Genomic DNA, 16,351 nt, shown 5'->3' on the forward strand with positions numbered 1-16,351 from the left:
GGCTGCTGTTTTTCGACGAGGTGCCGAAGATCACCACCGTTCTCGGCGCAGTTTTGATCTGCGGAGCGGGGCTGTTCACCCTAAGATCTGCGAGGTGAAGCGCTGTGCCCTAGGTGGCCGCAGGCTCCCCGATGGCCCTCGCCTGGCCGGGAAAGACGCTCGCCGCGACGCCCGCCCCGCTGACGCGCACCATCCCTTCCACCGGCGAGGCGATTTCGGCGGTCGGGCTTGGCACCTGGATCACTTTCAAGGTTGGCGACGACCCGGTGCAGCCTGGTGGTTGGTTCTACGCGACAATTGTCGACCTCCCGCTTGAAACCAGCTGCGGTCTTGCAGGGCAGCAGCGCTTCCTCTGGGGAATTATCAACTGCAGCGCTTTTCCTTTTCGCCACAGACTGTAGCTGTGGTGCATGCTGCTTTCGATCGAAGACCTGCTGAAATCCTATCCCGGCCCGGAAGGCCCGGTGCCGGTCCTGCGGGGCGTGACACTCTCGCTCGACGCCGGCGAGACGCTGGCGCTGACCGGCGAATCCGGTTCGGGCAAGAGCACGCTGCTCCACCTCGTGGCAGGACTGGACGCTGCCGACGGCGGGCGCGTCGGGCTTGATGGGCAGGAGGTCACCGCGCTCGACGACAGTGGTCGCGCCCGGCTCAGGCGAAGCACGGTGGGCATCATCTTCCAGCAGTTCAATCTCATCCCCTCCCTGGACGTCGCCGCCAACATCGCCTTTCAGGCACGTCTGATCGGCACGCCGGAACCGCAGGAGCTTTCACGACTGGCCCACGCACTGGGCCTGGAGCCGCAACTGCGGAAATACCCCGAGCAGTTGTCCGGCGGCCAGCAGCAGCGCGTGGCGATCGCCCGCGCGCTCGCGGCGCGGCCGAAGCTGATCCTCGCGGATGAGCCGACCGGCAACCTCGACGAGGCGACGGCGGACGGGGTGATGGAGCAATTCCTCGCGCTCGTGGCGGAGACCGGCGCAGCGCTCCTGATGGTCACCCACTCCCCGCGTCTTGCAGCACGTCTCGGGCGCCGGGCGCATCTCAGCCAGGGCCGCCTTGCATGACCGGCGCTGTCCTCGAGGCACTGGCTTCGCACTGGCGACGCAACCGGCTTCAATTGCTGACGCTGGTGCTCGGCCTCGCGCTGGCGACGGCCCTCTGGTCAGGCGTGCAGGCGATCAACGCCGAGGCACGCGCGAGCTATGATGCAGCTGCCGCTACGCTGGCCGAAGGCCGGTTCCACCAGCTGATGCCGCGCGAGGGGGATTCCATGCCCCAGGCGCTTTTCGTCGCGTTGCGCCGTGCCGGCTGGCTGGTCAGTCCGGTGGTGGAGGGAAGGCTGCGCGTCGGCGGCACCGCCGTGAGGCTGGTCGGCGTCGATCCGCTGACCGCGCCGCCAAGTTCCGCTGCAAGCGAAGCACTGGCCCGCACCGACCTCAACCGCTTCTTGCGCGCGGAAACGCTGGTCGCCGGCCCGGAAATGGCCGCTCTCCTTGAGGCGAACATGCCCAACCCGGTTCTGGTCGATCAGGCGGTCGCGCCGGGCAGCGTGCTCGCCGATATCGGCGTCGTCCAGAAGTTGCTTGGCCGCGCCGGGCGCATCAGCCGCCTGATCGTCCTGCCGGAGCAGCCCTTGCGGCAACAGCCGCTGGCGGATATCGCACCGGACCTCGTACTCCAGCGTGCGGGCGGTGCGACCGATGTCGGCCGGCTCACCGACAGCTTCCATCTCAACCTCACGGCGTTTGGCTTCCTCAGCTTCGCGGTAGGCATCTTCATCGTCCACGGTGCGATCGGCCTTGCTTTCGAGCAGCGGCGTGGCGTGATCCGCACCCTGCGCGCCCTCGGCGTGCCGCTCCGCCGCCTGGTCGTCCTGATGATCGCCGAGCTTGTCGTCCTGGCGACGCTTGCCGGCGCGCTCGGCATCGCGCTCGGCTATCTCATCGCAGCGCTCCTGCTGCCGGACGTGGCCGCGACGATACGGGGCCTCTATGGCGCCGACGTTGCAGGCACGCTGCAGATCCGCCCGGCATGGTGGCTTTCGGGAATCGCCATGGCACTCGGCGGCGCATTGCTCGCCGCCGCGAGCGCGTTGTGGCGGCTGGCGCGGATGCCAGTCGTTGCGAGCGCCGGCGGCCGCGCCTGGGCGCTGGGCTCGGGACGGACGCGAACGCTCCAGGCTGCAGCCGCGGTCGTGCTGCTCGCGGCGGCGGGCGTGCTGGCCGTCACTGGGGGCGGGCTGGCCGCCGGCTTCGCGCTGCTTGCCTGTCTACTGCTCGGCGCAGCACTTGCACTGCCGCCTTGCCTGGCGGCAATCCTTCGTCTTGGCGAAGCACAAGCCGTTCGCGCCATGGCGCAATGGTTCTGGGCCGATACGCGTCAGCAACTGCCCGGCCTCGGGCTTGCACTGATGGCCCTGCTGCTAGCCATGGCTGCGAATGTCGGCGTTTCCACCATGGTCTCGAGCTTCCGCCTGACCTTTGTCGGCTTCCTCGACCAGCGCCTGTCAGCCGAACTGTACGTCGATGCGGACGCGGTCGCGGACCGGGCGGCTCTGGAACGTTTTCTCGAGGCGCACGCTGACGCCGTGCTGCCGATCATGTCGGTCGAAGCGACGCTCGCCGGCCTGCCGGCGGAGATTTTCGGGGTGCGTGTCGGCTACACCTACCGCGAAAACTGGCGCTTCCTCGACGCAATCCCCGCCGTCTGGGACGAGATCGAAGCGGGCAGGGCGGTCGTAATCAACGAGCAGCTCTCGCGCCGCGCCGCGTTGCACGTCGGCCACACGCTGGCGCTCGGCCCCGGGCTGTCGCTGCCGGTCGCGGGCGTCGTCGGCGATTACGGAAATCCCATCGGCCAAGCCATCGTCGGCGAGGCGCTGTTTCGCCAGACGTTCCCGGCCATCGAGCCGAGCCGCTATGGCGTTCGCACCGGCAATCCTCAGGGCCTGCGCCGGGCGCTCACGGAGGCGTTCGACGTTCCACCCGCGCGCATCATCGACCAGGCGGCGATCAAGGCGTTCTCGCTGTCGGTGTTCGAGCGCACCTTCTCCGTAACTGATGCGCTGAACGTGCTGACGCTGGCGGTTGCCGCGTTTGCAATCCTGATGAGCCTGCTCACGCTGGCGGCGATGCGACTGCCGCAGATGGCGCCCGTATGGGCGATGGGGACCACCCAGCGCCGGCTTGCCGGGCTAGAAATCCTGCGTACCGTCCTGGTTGCCGCGATCACGGCCGTGTTGGCCTTGCCGCTGGGCCTGGCGCTCGCCTGGGTCTTGCTTGCCATTGTCAATGTCGAGGCGTTCGGCTGGCGCCTGCCGATGTACCTGTTTCCAGTCGAATACATCCGCCTGATGCTCTTCGCGCTCGCCGCCGCGCTGCTCGCCGCGCTCTGGCCAGCGTGGCGGCTGTCGCGCATGGAGCCGACCGGGCTCCTGAGGATATTCGCCAATGAACGCTAGGCCGCTCATTTTCCTGCTGCTGGGTGTCGGCAATGCCTTCGCCCAGGGCTTTGCCGGGCTCGGCACAGACGCCGAAGGCTTCGCCGTTCCGGAACCGGGCAAGCGGTTCGAGTTCCCGCAGGATCATGGAGCCCATCCGGACTACCGGATCGAGTGGTGGTATCTGACCGCGAACCTCACCGGGCCCGACGGCGCGGACTACGGCCTGCAATGGACGCTGTTCCGCTCGGCGCTCGCGCCGGGCGAGGCCGAGGGATGGGAGAGCCCGCAGGTGTGGTTCGGCCATGCCGCTGTGACCAGCGCCGCGACCCACCTCTTCACGGAGCGTTTCGCGCGCGGCGGCATCGGCCAGGCGGGTGTGATTGCCAAGCCCTTCGCGGCCTGGATCGACGCGTGGCAGATGGGGGGCGACAGCCTGGACCGACTTCGGCTCAGCGCGACCGGCAATGACTTCGCCTACGACATCGCGATGCATGCCGAAGGCCCGCTCGTCTTCCACGGCGCCGGCGGTTACTCGGTCAAATCGGCGAAAGGGCAGGCGAGCTACTACTATTCCCAGCCCTTTTTCTCAGTTGAGGGAAAGATTATTCTGCCGGAAGGTGAGATCCAGGTGCGCGGCACCGCGTGGCTCGATCGCGAATGGTCGTCGCAGCCGCTGGCGGACGACCAAAACGGTTGGGATTGGTTCTCGCTTTCCTTTGACACAGGCGAGAAGCTGATGGGTTTCCGCCTGCGCGATGCCGCTGACAGCGGCTTCACTTCCGCCACCTGGATCGCGGCGGACGGTGCCGTGACGCCCTACGGCGACGGCAAGCTCGTTGCGACCCCGCTGGAGACGAGCTGGGTGGAGGGACGCGAAATTCCTACGCGCTGGCGTCTCGTCTTACCCGACCGTGCGCTCGACGTCACCGTCGTCGCGCTCAACTCTCAGGCCTGGATGGGTCTCAGCATACCCTATTGGGAAGGTCCGGTGCGGGTGGCCGGCGCACACCCTGGCAAGGGCTATCTCGAGATGACGGGCTACCAGCGGCGATGACCGTGGACCCCGGCTGTGCCTGCGCGTCAGATCGTCATGGACAACTCCCGGGATACCAAGTCGCGGCAGCGATAGTTAGCGATGCGATATATCGGATCACCCAGCATTGGCTATTGTTGTCGCTTGGCAGTTTAATTGTAAGAATGCGGCGATTTGGTTGAGCCTTGGCATTTAATTGTAAGAATCCAGGTGATCTGATTCTCAAATTAACTGCATTTTAGACGAGACTCTCGACCTGCGGGCTTGGGCTATCATGTTCTCGGCAGCGTCAGTGAATCGGACCTTGTTGTCACCCGTCATGTGACCACGCAACATTCGGAGCATCTCCGGTCCGGCACGCTCGACGATGGCCACCCCGGCCAGCAGAGCTGGCCGCAGATCGGGATGGATTACGTCCGTCTCATGCTGCCGATGGAGTTCGAGCCCGAGCGGGCCTGCGAGACCGAGATCGGGTTTAAGGATCCTCCCAAGCATGATGGCGAGTTGCTGGATCCTGCCAGGTTCCCGGCGGATGCCGTTGCCAAGCTCAAGCGCGACATGGGGTCATATGCCTATGCCGGTCAGTACCAGCAGAGGCCAGCGCCGCGTCGGGCGGCATGTTCCAGCGCAGCGACTTCGAAGTCGTTGACGCGGTTCCCGCCGGCGCACGCCCGCTGCAGGGCGTGGGACTTCGCGGCGTCGAAGGAAAAGCCAGGCAAACAGCCGGACTGGACCGTCGGGCTCAAGATGGCTCACTATGCCGGCATCCTTTACATTGAGGACGTCGAGCGCGGCCGCTGGTCTCCTGGCGAGGTCGAGACCAAGCTGAAGAACATCGCGAGGCACGACGGTTTGGAAGTCACCATAAGAACGCCGCAGGACCCCGGATCGGCTGGCCTGGCGGATGCAGCGACCAAGACAAAGCTGCTGGCAGGCTACGCCGTAAAAGTCGAGACCGTCACCGGCGACAAGGCCACGCGGGCGAAACCGGCATCGGCCTAAGCGGAAGCCGGCAACGCAAAGCTCTTGCGAGGCCGGTGGAACGAGACATTCCTCGACGAGGTCTGCTCGTTTCCGAATGGGCAGTTTGACGACCAGGTCGATGCCTTCGCCGATGCTCTGAACGAACTGGCGCTGGGGTCGACCTTCACGCTCGACAATGTCTGACGGTTAGGCTGCTGACGTCAGTCAATGTGCTCGGGCAACTGCTTCAACTGGTCCGTGGTCATTTGCGTGATGGCATGCACGGTGCCGTCTTCGTCCCGCATGAAATCGAGCTGGCTCGCATATAGCGCGACGCGCTTTGAGCCAATGCCGAGGAACCCGCCAACATCGAAGACGACCTGGGCCTGGTCTCCGGTTCCATGGACGTGGTCTACGGAACTGATTTCCTCATCATCGCGACCGTAGATGGTCGCCCCTTCTAGCAAGTCCGCGCGCAGTTCAGCCTTCGTAAGCCGTACGTGATTGGTGTGATCCATCTGTGGGGTTCTCCTCTCATATGGTCTGAGGTAACCCCCGGCAGGGCCAACCGTTCCGAACGATCATTCAAAGGATAGGCCGCGGCGAACGTCATTGCGCTGTTTTCGCGACAGCCTGACCAATCTCGTCTCTCGCATGGGGACGGAGCGAGACAAGGCGTCGAGCAGCTACTATGGCGTGCCGCTCCTAGATGACGCGTCGAGTTGGTCATGAAGGATTAGGCGGGCGGTGTGCCCGGTGCGCAGAAACATTACGCACCCGGCGGCGCACGTCTACCCAACTCAGTTGGAACGACTTCCTGCCGTCGAAGCTTGCCGTCATCCCGGATCGTTGCCGGCCGAAACTAGACGGGTATCGGAAGTGGTTGCGGATGTGCTCGTTGAAATAGCGGCCCTTGGCAAAGGCGGCTTTGAACGAAGGTCTCCGGCGGCACGTCCTCCTCAAATTCGTGGCGTTTGCCGCTGGCGACGAACCACACCGAAAGGACTTTGCGCTCCGGATCGAGGTGTTGGCATGACGGGTCGCTCGATTAAAAGCCGCCAGCGATCGGAGAAGCCGTCGCGTTCCTTTGATAGGGCTATCTTATGGGACTCACCTTGAGGGCCGCCGCTAGCGCGGCTGTCGCATCCGGCGTGGTGAGCGACCGCGACCAAACTTGGTGGCCGAGCTAACCACCCTGAATGCGCGGCTACAGCGTTTATCCGCGGCCGATCAGAACGATCGTCCTTATAATAATATTCGCGAGGGGATGTGGATTGTTGAAAGGAAACGGATTATTTGCTTGGCGGAGCGGGTAAATCACACTTCTTTAGTGAATCCGGTAGGTTAGTGAATCCGATAAGACAAGGAATATTCGATGACCAATTCTCCCGAACACGATGGCCAAACGGATATCGTGTCGATTGCCGCCGACATTGTTGCCGCCTATGTGTCGAACAATCCACTGCCGGTCGTCGAGTTGCCGAAGCTAATCGGCGACATCCATGCCGCTCTGCACGGGATCGGCACGCCGGCAACGAAACCTGTGCTCAAGCAGGAACCGGCAGTCTCGATCAGGAAGTCGGTCACAGCGGATTACATCATCTGCCTGGAAGACGGAAAAAAGTTCAAATCCCTGAAGCGCCATATCGGAGTTAACTACAATCTGAACCCTGACGAATACCGGCAAAAGTGGAATCTATCGGCCGACTATCCAATGGTGGCGCCGAGCTACGCGGCCGCGCGCTCTGCGATGGCGAAAGCAATTGGACTCGGGCGCAAGGCCGCGGTGCCGGCATCGGCACCGGCAGCAAAACCAAAACGGGCTGCTCGGACGGCGGCAGCAGCAATCAAGTCGCCGGTGAAGAAGGCGCGCAAGGCACCCGTAAAAGCGTAGCGGCTGAACCTGATAGCGGTGGCGAACCTGAATATAGCGGCCCCCGTCGTGCGCAGAACGCTATGCTGAGGGCTACTACACCGATGATGGTCGTCTGATGTACGCGGGCGCGCCGGCACGGGCATCACGGTTGCAGAGCGTCAAGCGATTGGCTGGCCGGGGCTTGAACCACTTCAGGCAGCTCGAATGCCCCCTCGAGGCCCCACCGCCACGTGAGAGCCGGGCTCGCCGCTTGAGCTGTCGCGCGTGCATTGGGTCAGGCCTGAAATGGCGGTCGAGGTCGCCTATCTCACCTGGACGGAAGACAATCTCCTGCGTCAGGTCTCGTATCGAGGTGAGCGGCAGGACAAGCCGGGCCGGCAGGTGGTGCGTTCCGTGCCCCATCCCTGATCGGCATCGGTCGCCGATCGCTTCATTTCATCCGACTTGCTCCACGTCCTGGCTCCATCGTCAGCATGGTGAATGCCTCGCCGATCTCAGGCGTTTCACGCCAGATGCCGGCGATGCAGAAGATCGGCTCCTCCTTCTTTGTGAAGAGCCACTTGTCCTTGCGCTTCTTCTTGGGGTCTTCCGGATCAGTGAACTCGTAGAAGCCGTCCGCCACGATGAGGCACCGGTTCGACGAGAACTCCCGGCCCTCTGAACGGAAATTATAGACGGGTCTTTGTTCGGTCCGGCCAGCTCCAACGCCGTTGCACCAAGTCGCCCTCGCCGAGCACGCCCTCGATCGTCCTGATGATCGGCGCCATGTCCGTGATCTTGATGTCTTCGCGCGCCTCGATGTTCGGCGCGCCTTCGCCGAAACGGATCTTGATCTTGAGGTCGGCAAAGTCCTCCACGATCGAAGCGACATCCACCATCAATCGATAGTCGTTGCACATCGGTCCTCCGTCCGACCGCATTGCAGCGCGGTCGTGTTCCTGTTATGTTCTAGCGCGAAGGTTTTCGATTGGCCCAGGGAGCCCGCTGAGGGAAATTGCCAGAAATCGTTCATGCCCGGATCATCTTTTCTGGCCTAGTTTCGTTATTCCATCCCAGCAAGCCTGACACGCGATCAGCAAGCAAGTGGGCAAGTCCGCGTGCGCTATACACAAAAAAATTTAGCCAGCTACCGACAATACGAGCTAAGGTCTCAGCGAAAATGGATGGCCGGGCGTTTGAAGAAAAGGAAGCTGGGAAAGCGAGCGCGCCGTGGTAAGCCCATCGCACAGGTTGCCGCTTTGCCTTATCGCCGCGCTGCAGACGGAGACACTGAAATCTTGCTGCTAACGTCTCGGCAAACGGGCCGCTTCATCTTGCCCAAGGGGTGGCCGATGAAGGGTCGACCAGACCGCGAGGCTGCAGCTCAAGAGGCGGGTGAGGAAGCCGGAGTAGTGGGCACTTTGCATGAGCAATCCGTTGGCAGCTTCCATTATTGGAAACGATTGAAGGACACGTTTGTCCCGGTAACCGTTGAAGTATACCCGCTTCACGTGCAGCAGGAGCTGGACGAATGGAAGGAGCAGAAGTATCGAAGACGGGCCTGGCTCAAGCCGGATCAAGCAGCACTCCTGGTCGATGAACCTGAGTTGGCTGCCCTACTGGAATCTATAGCGCCTGAATTGGCTCATTTCTGAACGCTACAGGATAAAACATGCTCAACTGGTTTCGTGCGCTGTTGCCCCGCGAGGACAAGTTCTTCGACCTCTTCGAGCGCCATTCCCGCATCCTGGTCGCCGGCGCCGAGGCGCTGCAGAAGCTGCTCGATGGCGGCGAGAACGTCGAGCACCATTGCCGTGAGATCGTCGAGCTTGAGGACCAGGCCGACGTGGTCACCCGCGAAGTGCTGCTCGCCGTGCGCAAGAGCTTCATCACCCCTTTTGATCGTGGCGACATCAAGGACCTGATCCAGTCGATGGATGACCCCATCGACATGATGCACAAGGTGGTCAAGATGGTGAGGCTGTTCGAGCAAACGAGCTTCGAGCCGCGTATGCGCGAGATGGGCGCCGTCATCGTCGAGGCCGCGCATCTGACCGCCGAGGCGATTTCGCTCTTGGAAAAAGTCGGTGCCAACGTCACACGGCTCGGCGCCCTTGCCGAGGAGATCACCAAGGTCGAGGAGCGCGCCGACGGGCTGCACGACGCTGGCCTGAAGGAACTGTTCCAGAGGCACGGCAGGACCGACGCCATGGCGTGGATCGTCGGCAGCGAGCTCTATGGCCAGCTGGAAAAGGTGGTCGACCGCTTCGAAGACGTCGCCAACGAGATCAGCGGCATCCTGATCGAGAACGTTTGAGCGGATGGACCCCACTCTCGCCTTTCCGCTTCTCGTCGGCCTTATCGGCGTCGCTCTGTTCTTCGATTTCCTGAACGGCCTGCATGACGCTGCGAACTCCATCGCCACCATCGTCTCGACGCGTGTGCTGCGCCCGCAATATGCGGTCTTCTGGGCTGCCTTCTTCAATTTTATAGCCTTCATGTTCTTCGGTCTCCACGTCGCCGAGACCATCGGCAGGGGCATCGTCAGCGCCGACATCGTGACGCCGCAGGTCGTGTTCGCGGCGCTCGTCGGCGCAATCGCCTGGAACATCATTACCTGGCACTACGGCATACCCTCGTCGAGCTCGCATGCGCTGATCGGCGGGCTGGTCGGCGGGGCTGTCGCCAAGGCGGGAAGCGTCGCCATCGTCTGGTCGGGGCTGCTGAAGACGGTCGCGGCCATCGTGCTGTCGCCGCTCACCGGCTTCGTGCTGGCTCTGGTGCTGATACTCACCGTCTCCTGGATTTTCGTGCGCCAGACGCCGTTCGCGGTCGACAATACCTTCCGCACCCTGCAATTCGTGTCGGCGTCGCTCTATTCGCTCGGCCATGGCGGCAATGATGCGCAAAAGACGATGGGCATCATCGCGGTGCTGCTCTACTCGCAGGGCATGCTCGGCGGCGAGTTCTACGTGCCCTTCTGGGTGGTGATCACCTGCCAGGCAATGCTGGCGCTAGGCACGCTGTTTGGCGGCTGGCGTATCGTCCACACGATGGGCTCGAAGATCACTCGGCTCAATCCGATGCAGGGTTTCTGCGCCGAGACCGGCGGCGCGATCACGCTGTTCGGCGCGACCTGGCTCGGCATCCCGGTCTCCACCACGCACACCATCACCGGCGCGATCGTCGGCGTCGGCGCGGCACGGCGCATCTCTGCCGTCCGCTGGGGCATAGCCGGCTCGATCGTGATCGCCTGGGTCATCACCATGCCCTCTACGGCGCTGATTGCTGCTTGCTGTTATGGAATCGTGGCACTCTTCAGTTAATGCGGAGCCCGGAAGTTTGACTGACGATCGCGAGATTGACGCGACAGTTGAGCGATTGGTTGAGACTTGCAGGCCGACCTGAGCGAGGCCTCCTGGCGCACGGCGACCGACCGTCTGTTCTTGGGCGATGCAGTCGCCACGGGCTGCTCCGGCGGGGCCAGTCGCACCAGCGACGTGGCGAGCTTGTGGTTGATTGGTCCTTTGGCGAGGCTGCCGTGAGAAGGCCAACGTCGGAGCGCTCGACTCTACGAAACGGCCGCTCGAGGCAAACGGTGCCTCAATCAGGCCGCACAGGACGTCGTCGCCGGCACCGACGCTGGCCGTCCAGTGCTGCGAACGCGGCTATTGGTGCGATGGCTGCCAAACGCTTCGCGCAAGGTCTGAGACGCCTTGTCGCGATAACGGTTCCTCATGGACCCATGCGATGTACTTATTTGCCGTAGTGCTTCCACCAAACTAGCGTTTTGCATCGGCCAAGGCTCGCTCAGAGGAAGTCGGCGCCGAGTTTCCAACCAATGGGAGTGGCGGAAATGAGATATCGCTTAATACGTCGCGTGCTGGGTTTGTCGCTGTTGGCGCTTACAGCGCTTTGTTCGAATGCAGCGCGGGCGCAAGACACGCTTTCGGTCATGAGTTTCGGTGGCGCTTACCAGGAAGCGCAGCGCAAGGCCGTGTTCGAAACCTACACCGCCAAGACTGGGGCCAAGATTGACGAGCAGGAGTACGGTGGCGAAATCGCCAAGATCAAGGCGATGATCGAATCTGGCAATACCACCGTTGATGTCGTCGACGTCGATGCGCCGACGCTGCTGCAAGGATGCGACGAGGGCATTTTCGAAAAGATCGACTGGTCGAAAATCGGACCAGAGGACGACTGGATCAAGGGCACGACCTCGGAATGCGGCGTCGGCACGATCGTCTATGCGACGATCCTTGCCTATGACGGCACTAAGCTGCCGGACGGGCCTAAGGCGATCAAGGACTTGTTCGACACCAAGAAGCTTCCGGGAAAGCGCGGCCTCTGGAAGAACCCGGCAACCAACCTGGAATTCGCATTGCTTGCCGATGGCGTAGCGCCTGACCAGGTCTACGAAATGCTGTCGACACCGGCGGGCGTGGATCGGGCCTTCGCCAAGCTCGACACGATCAAGGACAGCATTGTGTGGTGGGAAGCTGGCGCCCAGGCGCCGCAGTTGCTCGCTTCGGGCGAGGTGACGATGACGACCGCGTGGAACGGCCGCATCTACAATGCCAACAAGGAAGGCAAGGATTTTCGCATCGTCTGGGACAACCAGATCCTCGATTCAAATTACTGGGTAATCCCCAAGGGTGCCAAGAATGCCAACGGATCGCTCGCCTTCATCAAATACGCGGTCGAGCCCAAGGTGCTCGCGGGCATCACCAAATACATTCCTTACGGCCCGGTGAGGAAATCGGCGGCCGAGTCCGTGGCGCCGGAGGATGCCAAGAATCTACCGACCAGCCCGCAGAATCTGACGGTTTCGCTAACACTCGACAATGGCTTCTGGGCTGACAGCGGGGACGAAATACGCAAGCGGTTCACGACCTGGCTCGCGCAGTAGTGAGGACTTGCGGAGGAGAGCATCGATGAACTTTTCGCAACGAATGTCACTTGCGGCGGACAAACCAGTCGATGCCCTCGTTCGGTTCGCGGACGTAAAGAAATCCTACGACGGCATCAACTTCGTCGTGAAGAACCTCGACCTCGCCGTCTTCCGCGGCGAGTTCCTGACGATGCTGGGGCCGTCCGGCTCCGGCAAAACCACGACGCTGATGATGCTGGGCGGTTTCGAGCAGCCCACGCTCGGCCATATCCTGCTCGACGGCAAGCCTGTCGAGCGGTTGCCGCCGGAGAAGCGCAACATCGGCTTTGTATTCCAGAACTATGCGCTGTTTCCACACATGACAGTGGCGGAGAATGTTGCATTTCCGCTGCGCTATCGTGGCATCATCGGCGCGACCGCGAAGGAAAAGGTACGTCAGGCGCTTGGCCGCGTCAGTCTCGAAGCGCTCGGCGATCGTCGTCCGGCGCAGCTTTCCGGCGGGCAGCAGCAGCGTGTCGCTTTGGCTCGCGCTTTGGTGTTCGAGCCCTCGCTGGTGTTGATGGACGAGCCCCTCGGGGCGCTTGACAAGCAATTGCGCGAACGCATGCAGATCGAAATCAAGCAACTCCAGACCTCGCTCGGCATCACCATGGTCTACGTTACCCACGACCAGTCGGAAGCGTTGACCATGTCGGACCGCATCGCTGTCTTCCACGACGGCCGTATCCAGCAGCTTGCGGATCCGAAAACGCTGTACGACGAGCCGTCCAATCGCTTCGTTGCCTCCTTCATCGGCGAGAACAACACGATGCCATGCACCTTGCTCGGGCGAGAAGGAGGCGTGGCCATCGTTCGCATGCCCGACGGCACGACGTTGAAGGCCGCCAGCGCCAATGTGTCTGGCACAGGCGCGGACATGAGCATATCGGTGCGGCCCGAGAATATTTCGCTGGCCGGCGAGGCTGTTCGCCCCGATTTCAACCGCTTCTCGGGCAAGGCCCGCGACGTCTTCTTTCTCGGTGACCATATCCGTCTCTCGGTCGAGATGTTTGGTGGCCATTTCGTAACAGCGCGCATCCCGGCGCGGCAGGCGCGACATTTCGCGTTGGGTGAGGATGCCGTCCTCGAATGCGGCATTTCCGAATGCCGTCTGCTGGAGATGTGACGCCATGACCGTAGCGGAAATAGACAGCGTCAACGTCTTCATGGCCGTACGTCGGGCCGAGAGACCCGCCCGGCGTGCCGCGCTTTCTTTAGCCCTGCCGCTGATCGTCTTCCTGGTGGTCGCCTTCGTCGCTCCAATCCTTTACCTGCTGGTCACGGCGGTAGGCAATCCGGAGACACGAGAGGTGCTGCCGCGCACGTTGGGGGCTCTCGAAAGCTGGGATGGCGCTTCGACACCGGACGAACCTGTCTACGCCGCGCTCACCGCCGACCTCAAGGTCGCCAAGGACAACAGCACGGCTGCCTTGCTAGGCAAGCGTCTCAACTACCAGATTTCCGGCATGCGCAGCCGCGTGCTGGCGGCAGCACGGTTGGTCGAGAAACTGGATACGGGTCCGTACAAGGAGAAGTTCCTCGCGTTAAACCAAGATTGGGGCTCGCCGGAGACCTGGGCGATCATCAAGCGCAACGGTGCCTTTTTCACACCTTACTATCTGCTGACCGCGCTCGACCTCAAGCAAGCCGCTAACGGATCGGTCGAGCTCGTCCAGGGCGACCAGGCGATCTTCCTCGACGTGTTGGGGCGGACGCTTTTCGTAGCCGGGTTGGTGACGCTGTTTACCCTTATCCTAGGCTATCCGGTCGCTTATGTGTTGACCATCGCGCCCAAGGCGATTGCCGGCATCATGATGCTGATGGTGCTTCTGCCGCTGTGGACGTCGCTGCTCGTTCGCACAACTGCATGGGTGGTGCTGCTGCAGTCCGACGGCATCATCAACGACGCGCTGATGGTCTTGCATCTGACAGGCGAGAGACTTCAGCTCATCTTTACGCGCGTCGGCACAGTCATCGCGATGACGCATATCCAGTTGCCCTTCACCATCCTACCGATTTACAGCGTGATGCGTTCGATCCCGACCACGCAGCTCAGGGCGGCTCGCTCGCTCGGGGCTCCGCCATCCTCCGCCTTCTGGCGGATTTATGCGCCGCAGACGCTGCCTGGCGTCGTTGCCGGGTGCCTCATGACCTTCATCCTGTCGCTCGGCTACTACATCACGCCGGCACTGGTTGGCGGGCCGCGCGACCAGATGGTCTCCAACTTCATCTCGACCTACATCAACCGCGATCTCAACTGGGGCCTGGCCGCCGGTCTTGGTGTGGTCCTGCTGGTCGTGACACTTGCCATCTACATGTTGTTCCTGCGCCTCGTTGGCGCCGACAAGATCAAGCTCGGGTGACGCCATGTGGCTGCCTTCCTATGCGACTCCCTCTGAACGGATGATGCGCACGCTGGTGGTGGCGTTCGCCGTTGCGGTGCTCTTCTTCCTGATTGCGCCACTGTTCATCATCGTGCCGTTATCCTTCTCAAAGGACCCGTTCTTCACCTTGCCCGTGCGGGAGTATTCCCTGCGCTGGTATGCAGACTTCTTCGGCAATGCGCGCTGGATGAACGCCATCTTCAACAGCGCCGTCGCGGCGGTGATGACCACGATGCTGGCCACCACGCTCGGGACGCTGGCGGCACTCGGCATCTCGCGTCCGGATTTCCCGGCGCGGCGGCTGATCATGGCATTGCTGATTTCGCCGATGATCGTGCCGATCGTTATCGTGGCTGTCGGCAGCTATCTTTTCTTCGGTCAGTTCGGCCTGACGAACACGCGTACCGGCCTCGTCCTGGCGCACACCGCGCTGGCGACGCCTTTCGTTGTCATCACCGTGACGGCGACGCTGTCCACTTACGACACAAATCTGACCCGGGCGGCATTGAGCCTCGGCGCGCCGCCGTCGGCGGCGTTCTTTCGCGTCACGCTGCCGAACATCATGCCGGGGGTCATTTCCGGCGCGATCTTCGCCTTCGCCACCTCGTTCGACGAGGTGGTCGTCGCGCTGTTCATGACGGCGGCCGAGCAGCGCACTCTTCCAGTGCAGATGTTTTCCGGCATCCGCGACCAGATCAATCCGACCATCATGGCCGCTGCGACGCTGCTGCTTGCGCTGTCGATCATCCTGTTCGCGATGCTGGCGCTGCTGACCCGACGCAGGGTGAAGTAGCCGACCGGCCGCCCGCTTTCTTTGGGCTGGAATTCGCCGTCCTCAGCTGATCTTGGCGGTGCCTTCGCCAGCGACGAACATATCGGCGAATCGGGCGGCAAAGCTCTGCGCCACGGAGGACCGCCTGCGGTCGGGACTGACATAGATGCCGACGACGACATCGGCGAGCCGGGGCAGATGGCTCGACGGTTCGATGATCCGCAGCTTCGTCGGAATGATGCGGCGCGCCAGCACCGTAACGCCGAAGTCGGCGCCTACCGCCGCCTCCAGGCCCGAGAGGCTAGGGCTTGTGTAGACGATTTCGAAATTGCGGCCGTCGCGCTGCAGCGCGGTCAGCATGTTGCGGCGGTAAAGGCACCCCTCGGGGTAACAGACGATGCGCAGTTCCCCCTGTCTTGCGACTTCCTCCGGCAGATCCGGGGACTGGGCTCCGGAGACCCAGGCCAGCGTCTCTTTCCAGGTCATGAACGCGCCTTCGGAAGGCCCGTCGGGCGTCATCGCCACGACAATGTCGAAGAGACCATTGCGCAGGCCCTGCAGCAAATTGTGCGATAGGTCGCAGACGACGTCGAAGGTAAGTTCGCCGCCGTCGCGCGCCAGGCTTGCCATCAGCTTAGGCAGGAAATGATCGGCGTAGTCGTTAGGGATGCCGAGTCGTAGCCGGCCCTTGTTGTCGCGCTTTGAGAGCTTGAGCATCATGTCGTCGTTGAGCGCAAGGATCTGGCGAGCGTAGCCGGCGACGAGTTCACCCTGTTCGGTGATCTGTGCGCCGCCTTCCTTGGCGAAGAGCGAGACGCCAAGCAACTCTTGAAGCCGCTTCATCTGCAGGCTGATCGCCGGCTGCGTGCGGCCGAGCTTTTCTCCGGCCCGCGTATAGCCGCGCAGGTCGATGACGGTGACGAAGGCGCGGAGAAGGTCGGTCGGGATGCTGCGCATGGTTAGCTCCAC

Annotated in this window: 16 protein-coding genes and 2 pseudogenes; 15 read left to right on the forward strand and 3 right to left on the reverse strand. The window is 62.5% G+C overall.

Annotated elements, in window-relative coordinates:
* Nucleotides 1-131 precede the first annotated feature (131 nt).
* The 6 genes and pseudogenes from AC0L25_RS20180 to AC0L25_RS20205 all read left to right on the forward strand — a co-directional run.
* Nucleotides 132-269: pseudogene (locus AC0L25_RS20180) on the forward strand (aldo/keto reductase); the annotation flags it as partial.
* A gap of 141 nt (nt 270-410) precedes the next feature.
* Nucleotides 411-1,067 (forward strand): ABC transporter ATP-binding protein, encoded by a 657-nt coding sequence (locus AC0L25_RS20185; RefSeq protein ID WP_254021557.1) that lies wholly within the window; start codon nt 411-413, stop codon nt 1,065-1,067.
* Nucleotides 1,064-3,463 carry an FtsX-like permease family protein gene (locus AC0L25_RS20190; RefSeq protein ID WP_473597137.1) on the forward strand — a complete coding sequence of 800 codons (2,400 nt, stop codon included), beginning with the start codon at nt 1,064-1,066 and terminating at the stop codon, nt 3,461-3,463. Before AC0L25_RS20185 ends, AC0L25_RS20190 begins: the two co-directional genes overlap by 4 nt.
* On the forward strand, nt 3,453-4,499 hold the full coding sequence (locus AC0L25_RS20195; RefSeq protein ID WP_473597138.1) for a lipocalin-like domain-containing protein: 1,047 nt from the start codon (nt 3,453-3,455) through the stop codon (nt 4,497-4,499). Before AC0L25_RS20190 ends, AC0L25_RS20195 begins: the two co-directional genes overlap by 11 nt.
* 243 nt (nt 4,500-4,742) lie before the next feature.
* Nucleotides 4,743-5,480 carry a phage terminase large subunit family protein gene (locus AC0L25_RS20200; RefSeq protein ID WP_473597139.1) on the forward strand — a complete coding sequence of 246 codons (738 nt, stop codon included), beginning with the start codon at nt 4,743-4,745 and terminating at the stop codon, nt 5,478-5,480.
* A gap of 24 nt (nt 5,481-5,504) precedes the next feature.
* Nucleotides 5,505-5,645: a hypothetical protein gene (locus AC0L25_RS20205; protein ID WP_473597140.1), complete on the forward strand. Its 141-nt coding sequence runs from the start codon at nt 5,505-5,507 to the stop codon at nt 5,643-5,645.
* A gap of 17 nt (nt 5,646-5,662) precedes the next feature.
* Here AC0L25_RS20205 and AC0L25_RS20210 read toward each other — a convergent pair whose 3' ends face one another.
* On the reverse strand, nt 5,663-5,959 hold the full coding sequence (locus AC0L25_RS20210; protein WP_473521550.1) for a PRC-barrel domain-containing protein: 297 nt from the start codon (nt 5,957-5,959) through the stop codon (nt 5,663-5,665).
* 857 nt (nt 5,960-6,816) lie between these two features.
* On the opposite strand from AC0L25_RS20210, the gene AC0L25_RS20215 reads away from it, so the two are divergent.
* Both AC0L25_RS20215 and AC0L25_RS20220 read left to right on the forward strand, forming a co-directional pair.
* A complete protein-coding gene (locus AC0L25_RS20215) occupies nt 6,817-7,335 on the forward strand; it encodes a Ros/MucR family transcriptional regulator (RefSeq protein WP_473597141.1) in 519 nt (172 codons plus the stop codon).
* A gap of 246 nt (nt 7,336-7,581) precedes the next feature.
* Nucleotides 7,582-7,725, forward strand: coding sequence for an ATP dependent DNA ligase (locus AC0L25_RS20220; protein WP_473597142.1), 144 nt, complete (start codon nt 7,582-7,584; stop codon nt 7,723-7,725).
* Between the two features lie 46 nt (nt 7,726-7,771).
* On the opposite strand, the pseudogene AC0L25_RS20225 reads toward AC0L25_RS20220, so the two are convergent.
* Nucleotides 7,772-8,216, reverse strand: a pseudogene (locus tag AC0L25_RS20225) (SOS response-associated peptidase family protein); the annotation flags it as partial.
* A gap of 198 nt (nt 8,217-8,414) precedes the next feature.
* On the opposite strand from AC0L25_RS20225, the gene AC0L25_RS20230 reads away from it, so the two are divergent.
* The 7 genes from AC0L25_RS20230 (at nt 8,415) to AC0L25_RS20260 (ending at nt 15,403) form a co-directional block, all read left to right on the forward strand.
* A complete protein-coding gene (locus AC0L25_RS20230; RefSeq protein ID WP_473597143.1) occupies nt 8,415-8,951 on the forward strand; it encodes an NUDIX hydrolase in 537 nt (178 codons plus the stop codon).
* A 17-nt stretch (nt 8,952-8,968) separates the two neighbouring features.
* Complete coding sequence (locus tag AC0L25_RS20235) at nt 8,969-9,613, forward strand: DUF47 domain-containing protein (protein WP_473597144.1); 645 nt, start codon at nt 8,969-8,971, stop codon at nt 9,611-9,613.
* A 4-nt stretch (nt 9,614-9,617) separates the two neighbouring features.
* Entirely contained in the window at nt 9,618-10,622 is a 1,005-nt protein-coding gene (locus AC0L25_RS20240) for an anion permease (protein ID WP_473597145.1), read from the forward strand.
* Between the two features lie 530 nt (nt 10,623-11,152).
* Nucleotides 11,153-12,205: an ABC transporter substrate-binding protein gene (locus AC0L25_RS20245; protein ID WP_473597146.1), complete on the forward strand. Its 1,053-nt coding sequence runs from the start codon at nt 11,153-11,155 to the stop codon at nt 12,203-12,205.
* Nucleotides 12,206-12,230: 25 nt separating this feature from the next.
* Nucleotides 12,231-13,352, forward strand: coding sequence for an ABC transporter ATP-binding protein (locus AC0L25_RS20250; RefSeq protein WP_473597147.1), 1,122 nt, complete (start codon nt 12,231-12,233; stop codon nt 13,350-13,352).
* Nucleotides 13,353-13,356: 4 nt separating this feature from the next.
* Complete coding sequence (locus AC0L25_RS20255) at nt 13,357-14,589, forward strand: ABC transporter permease (protein ID WP_473597148.1); 1,233 nt, start codon at nt 13,357-13,359, stop codon at nt 14,587-14,589.
* 4 nt (nt 14,590-14,593) lie between these two features.
* Entirely contained in the window at nt 14,594-15,403 is an 810-nt protein-coding gene (locus tag AC0L25_RS20260; protein WP_473597149.1) for an ABC transporter permease, read from the forward strand.
* Between the two features lie 42 nt (nt 15,404-15,445).
* Here AC0L25_RS20260 and AC0L25_RS20265 read toward each other — a convergent pair whose 3' ends face one another.
* Nucleotides 15,446-16,339, reverse strand: coding sequence for a LysR substrate-binding domain-containing protein (locus tag AC0L25_RS20265; RefSeq protein ID WP_473597150.1), 894 nt, complete (start codon nt 16,337-16,339; stop codon nt 15,446-15,448).
* Between the last annotated feature and the right edge of the window lie 12 nt (nt 16,340-16,351).

It is taken from the genome of Mesorhizobium sp. WSM4813 (assembly GCF_055811555.1).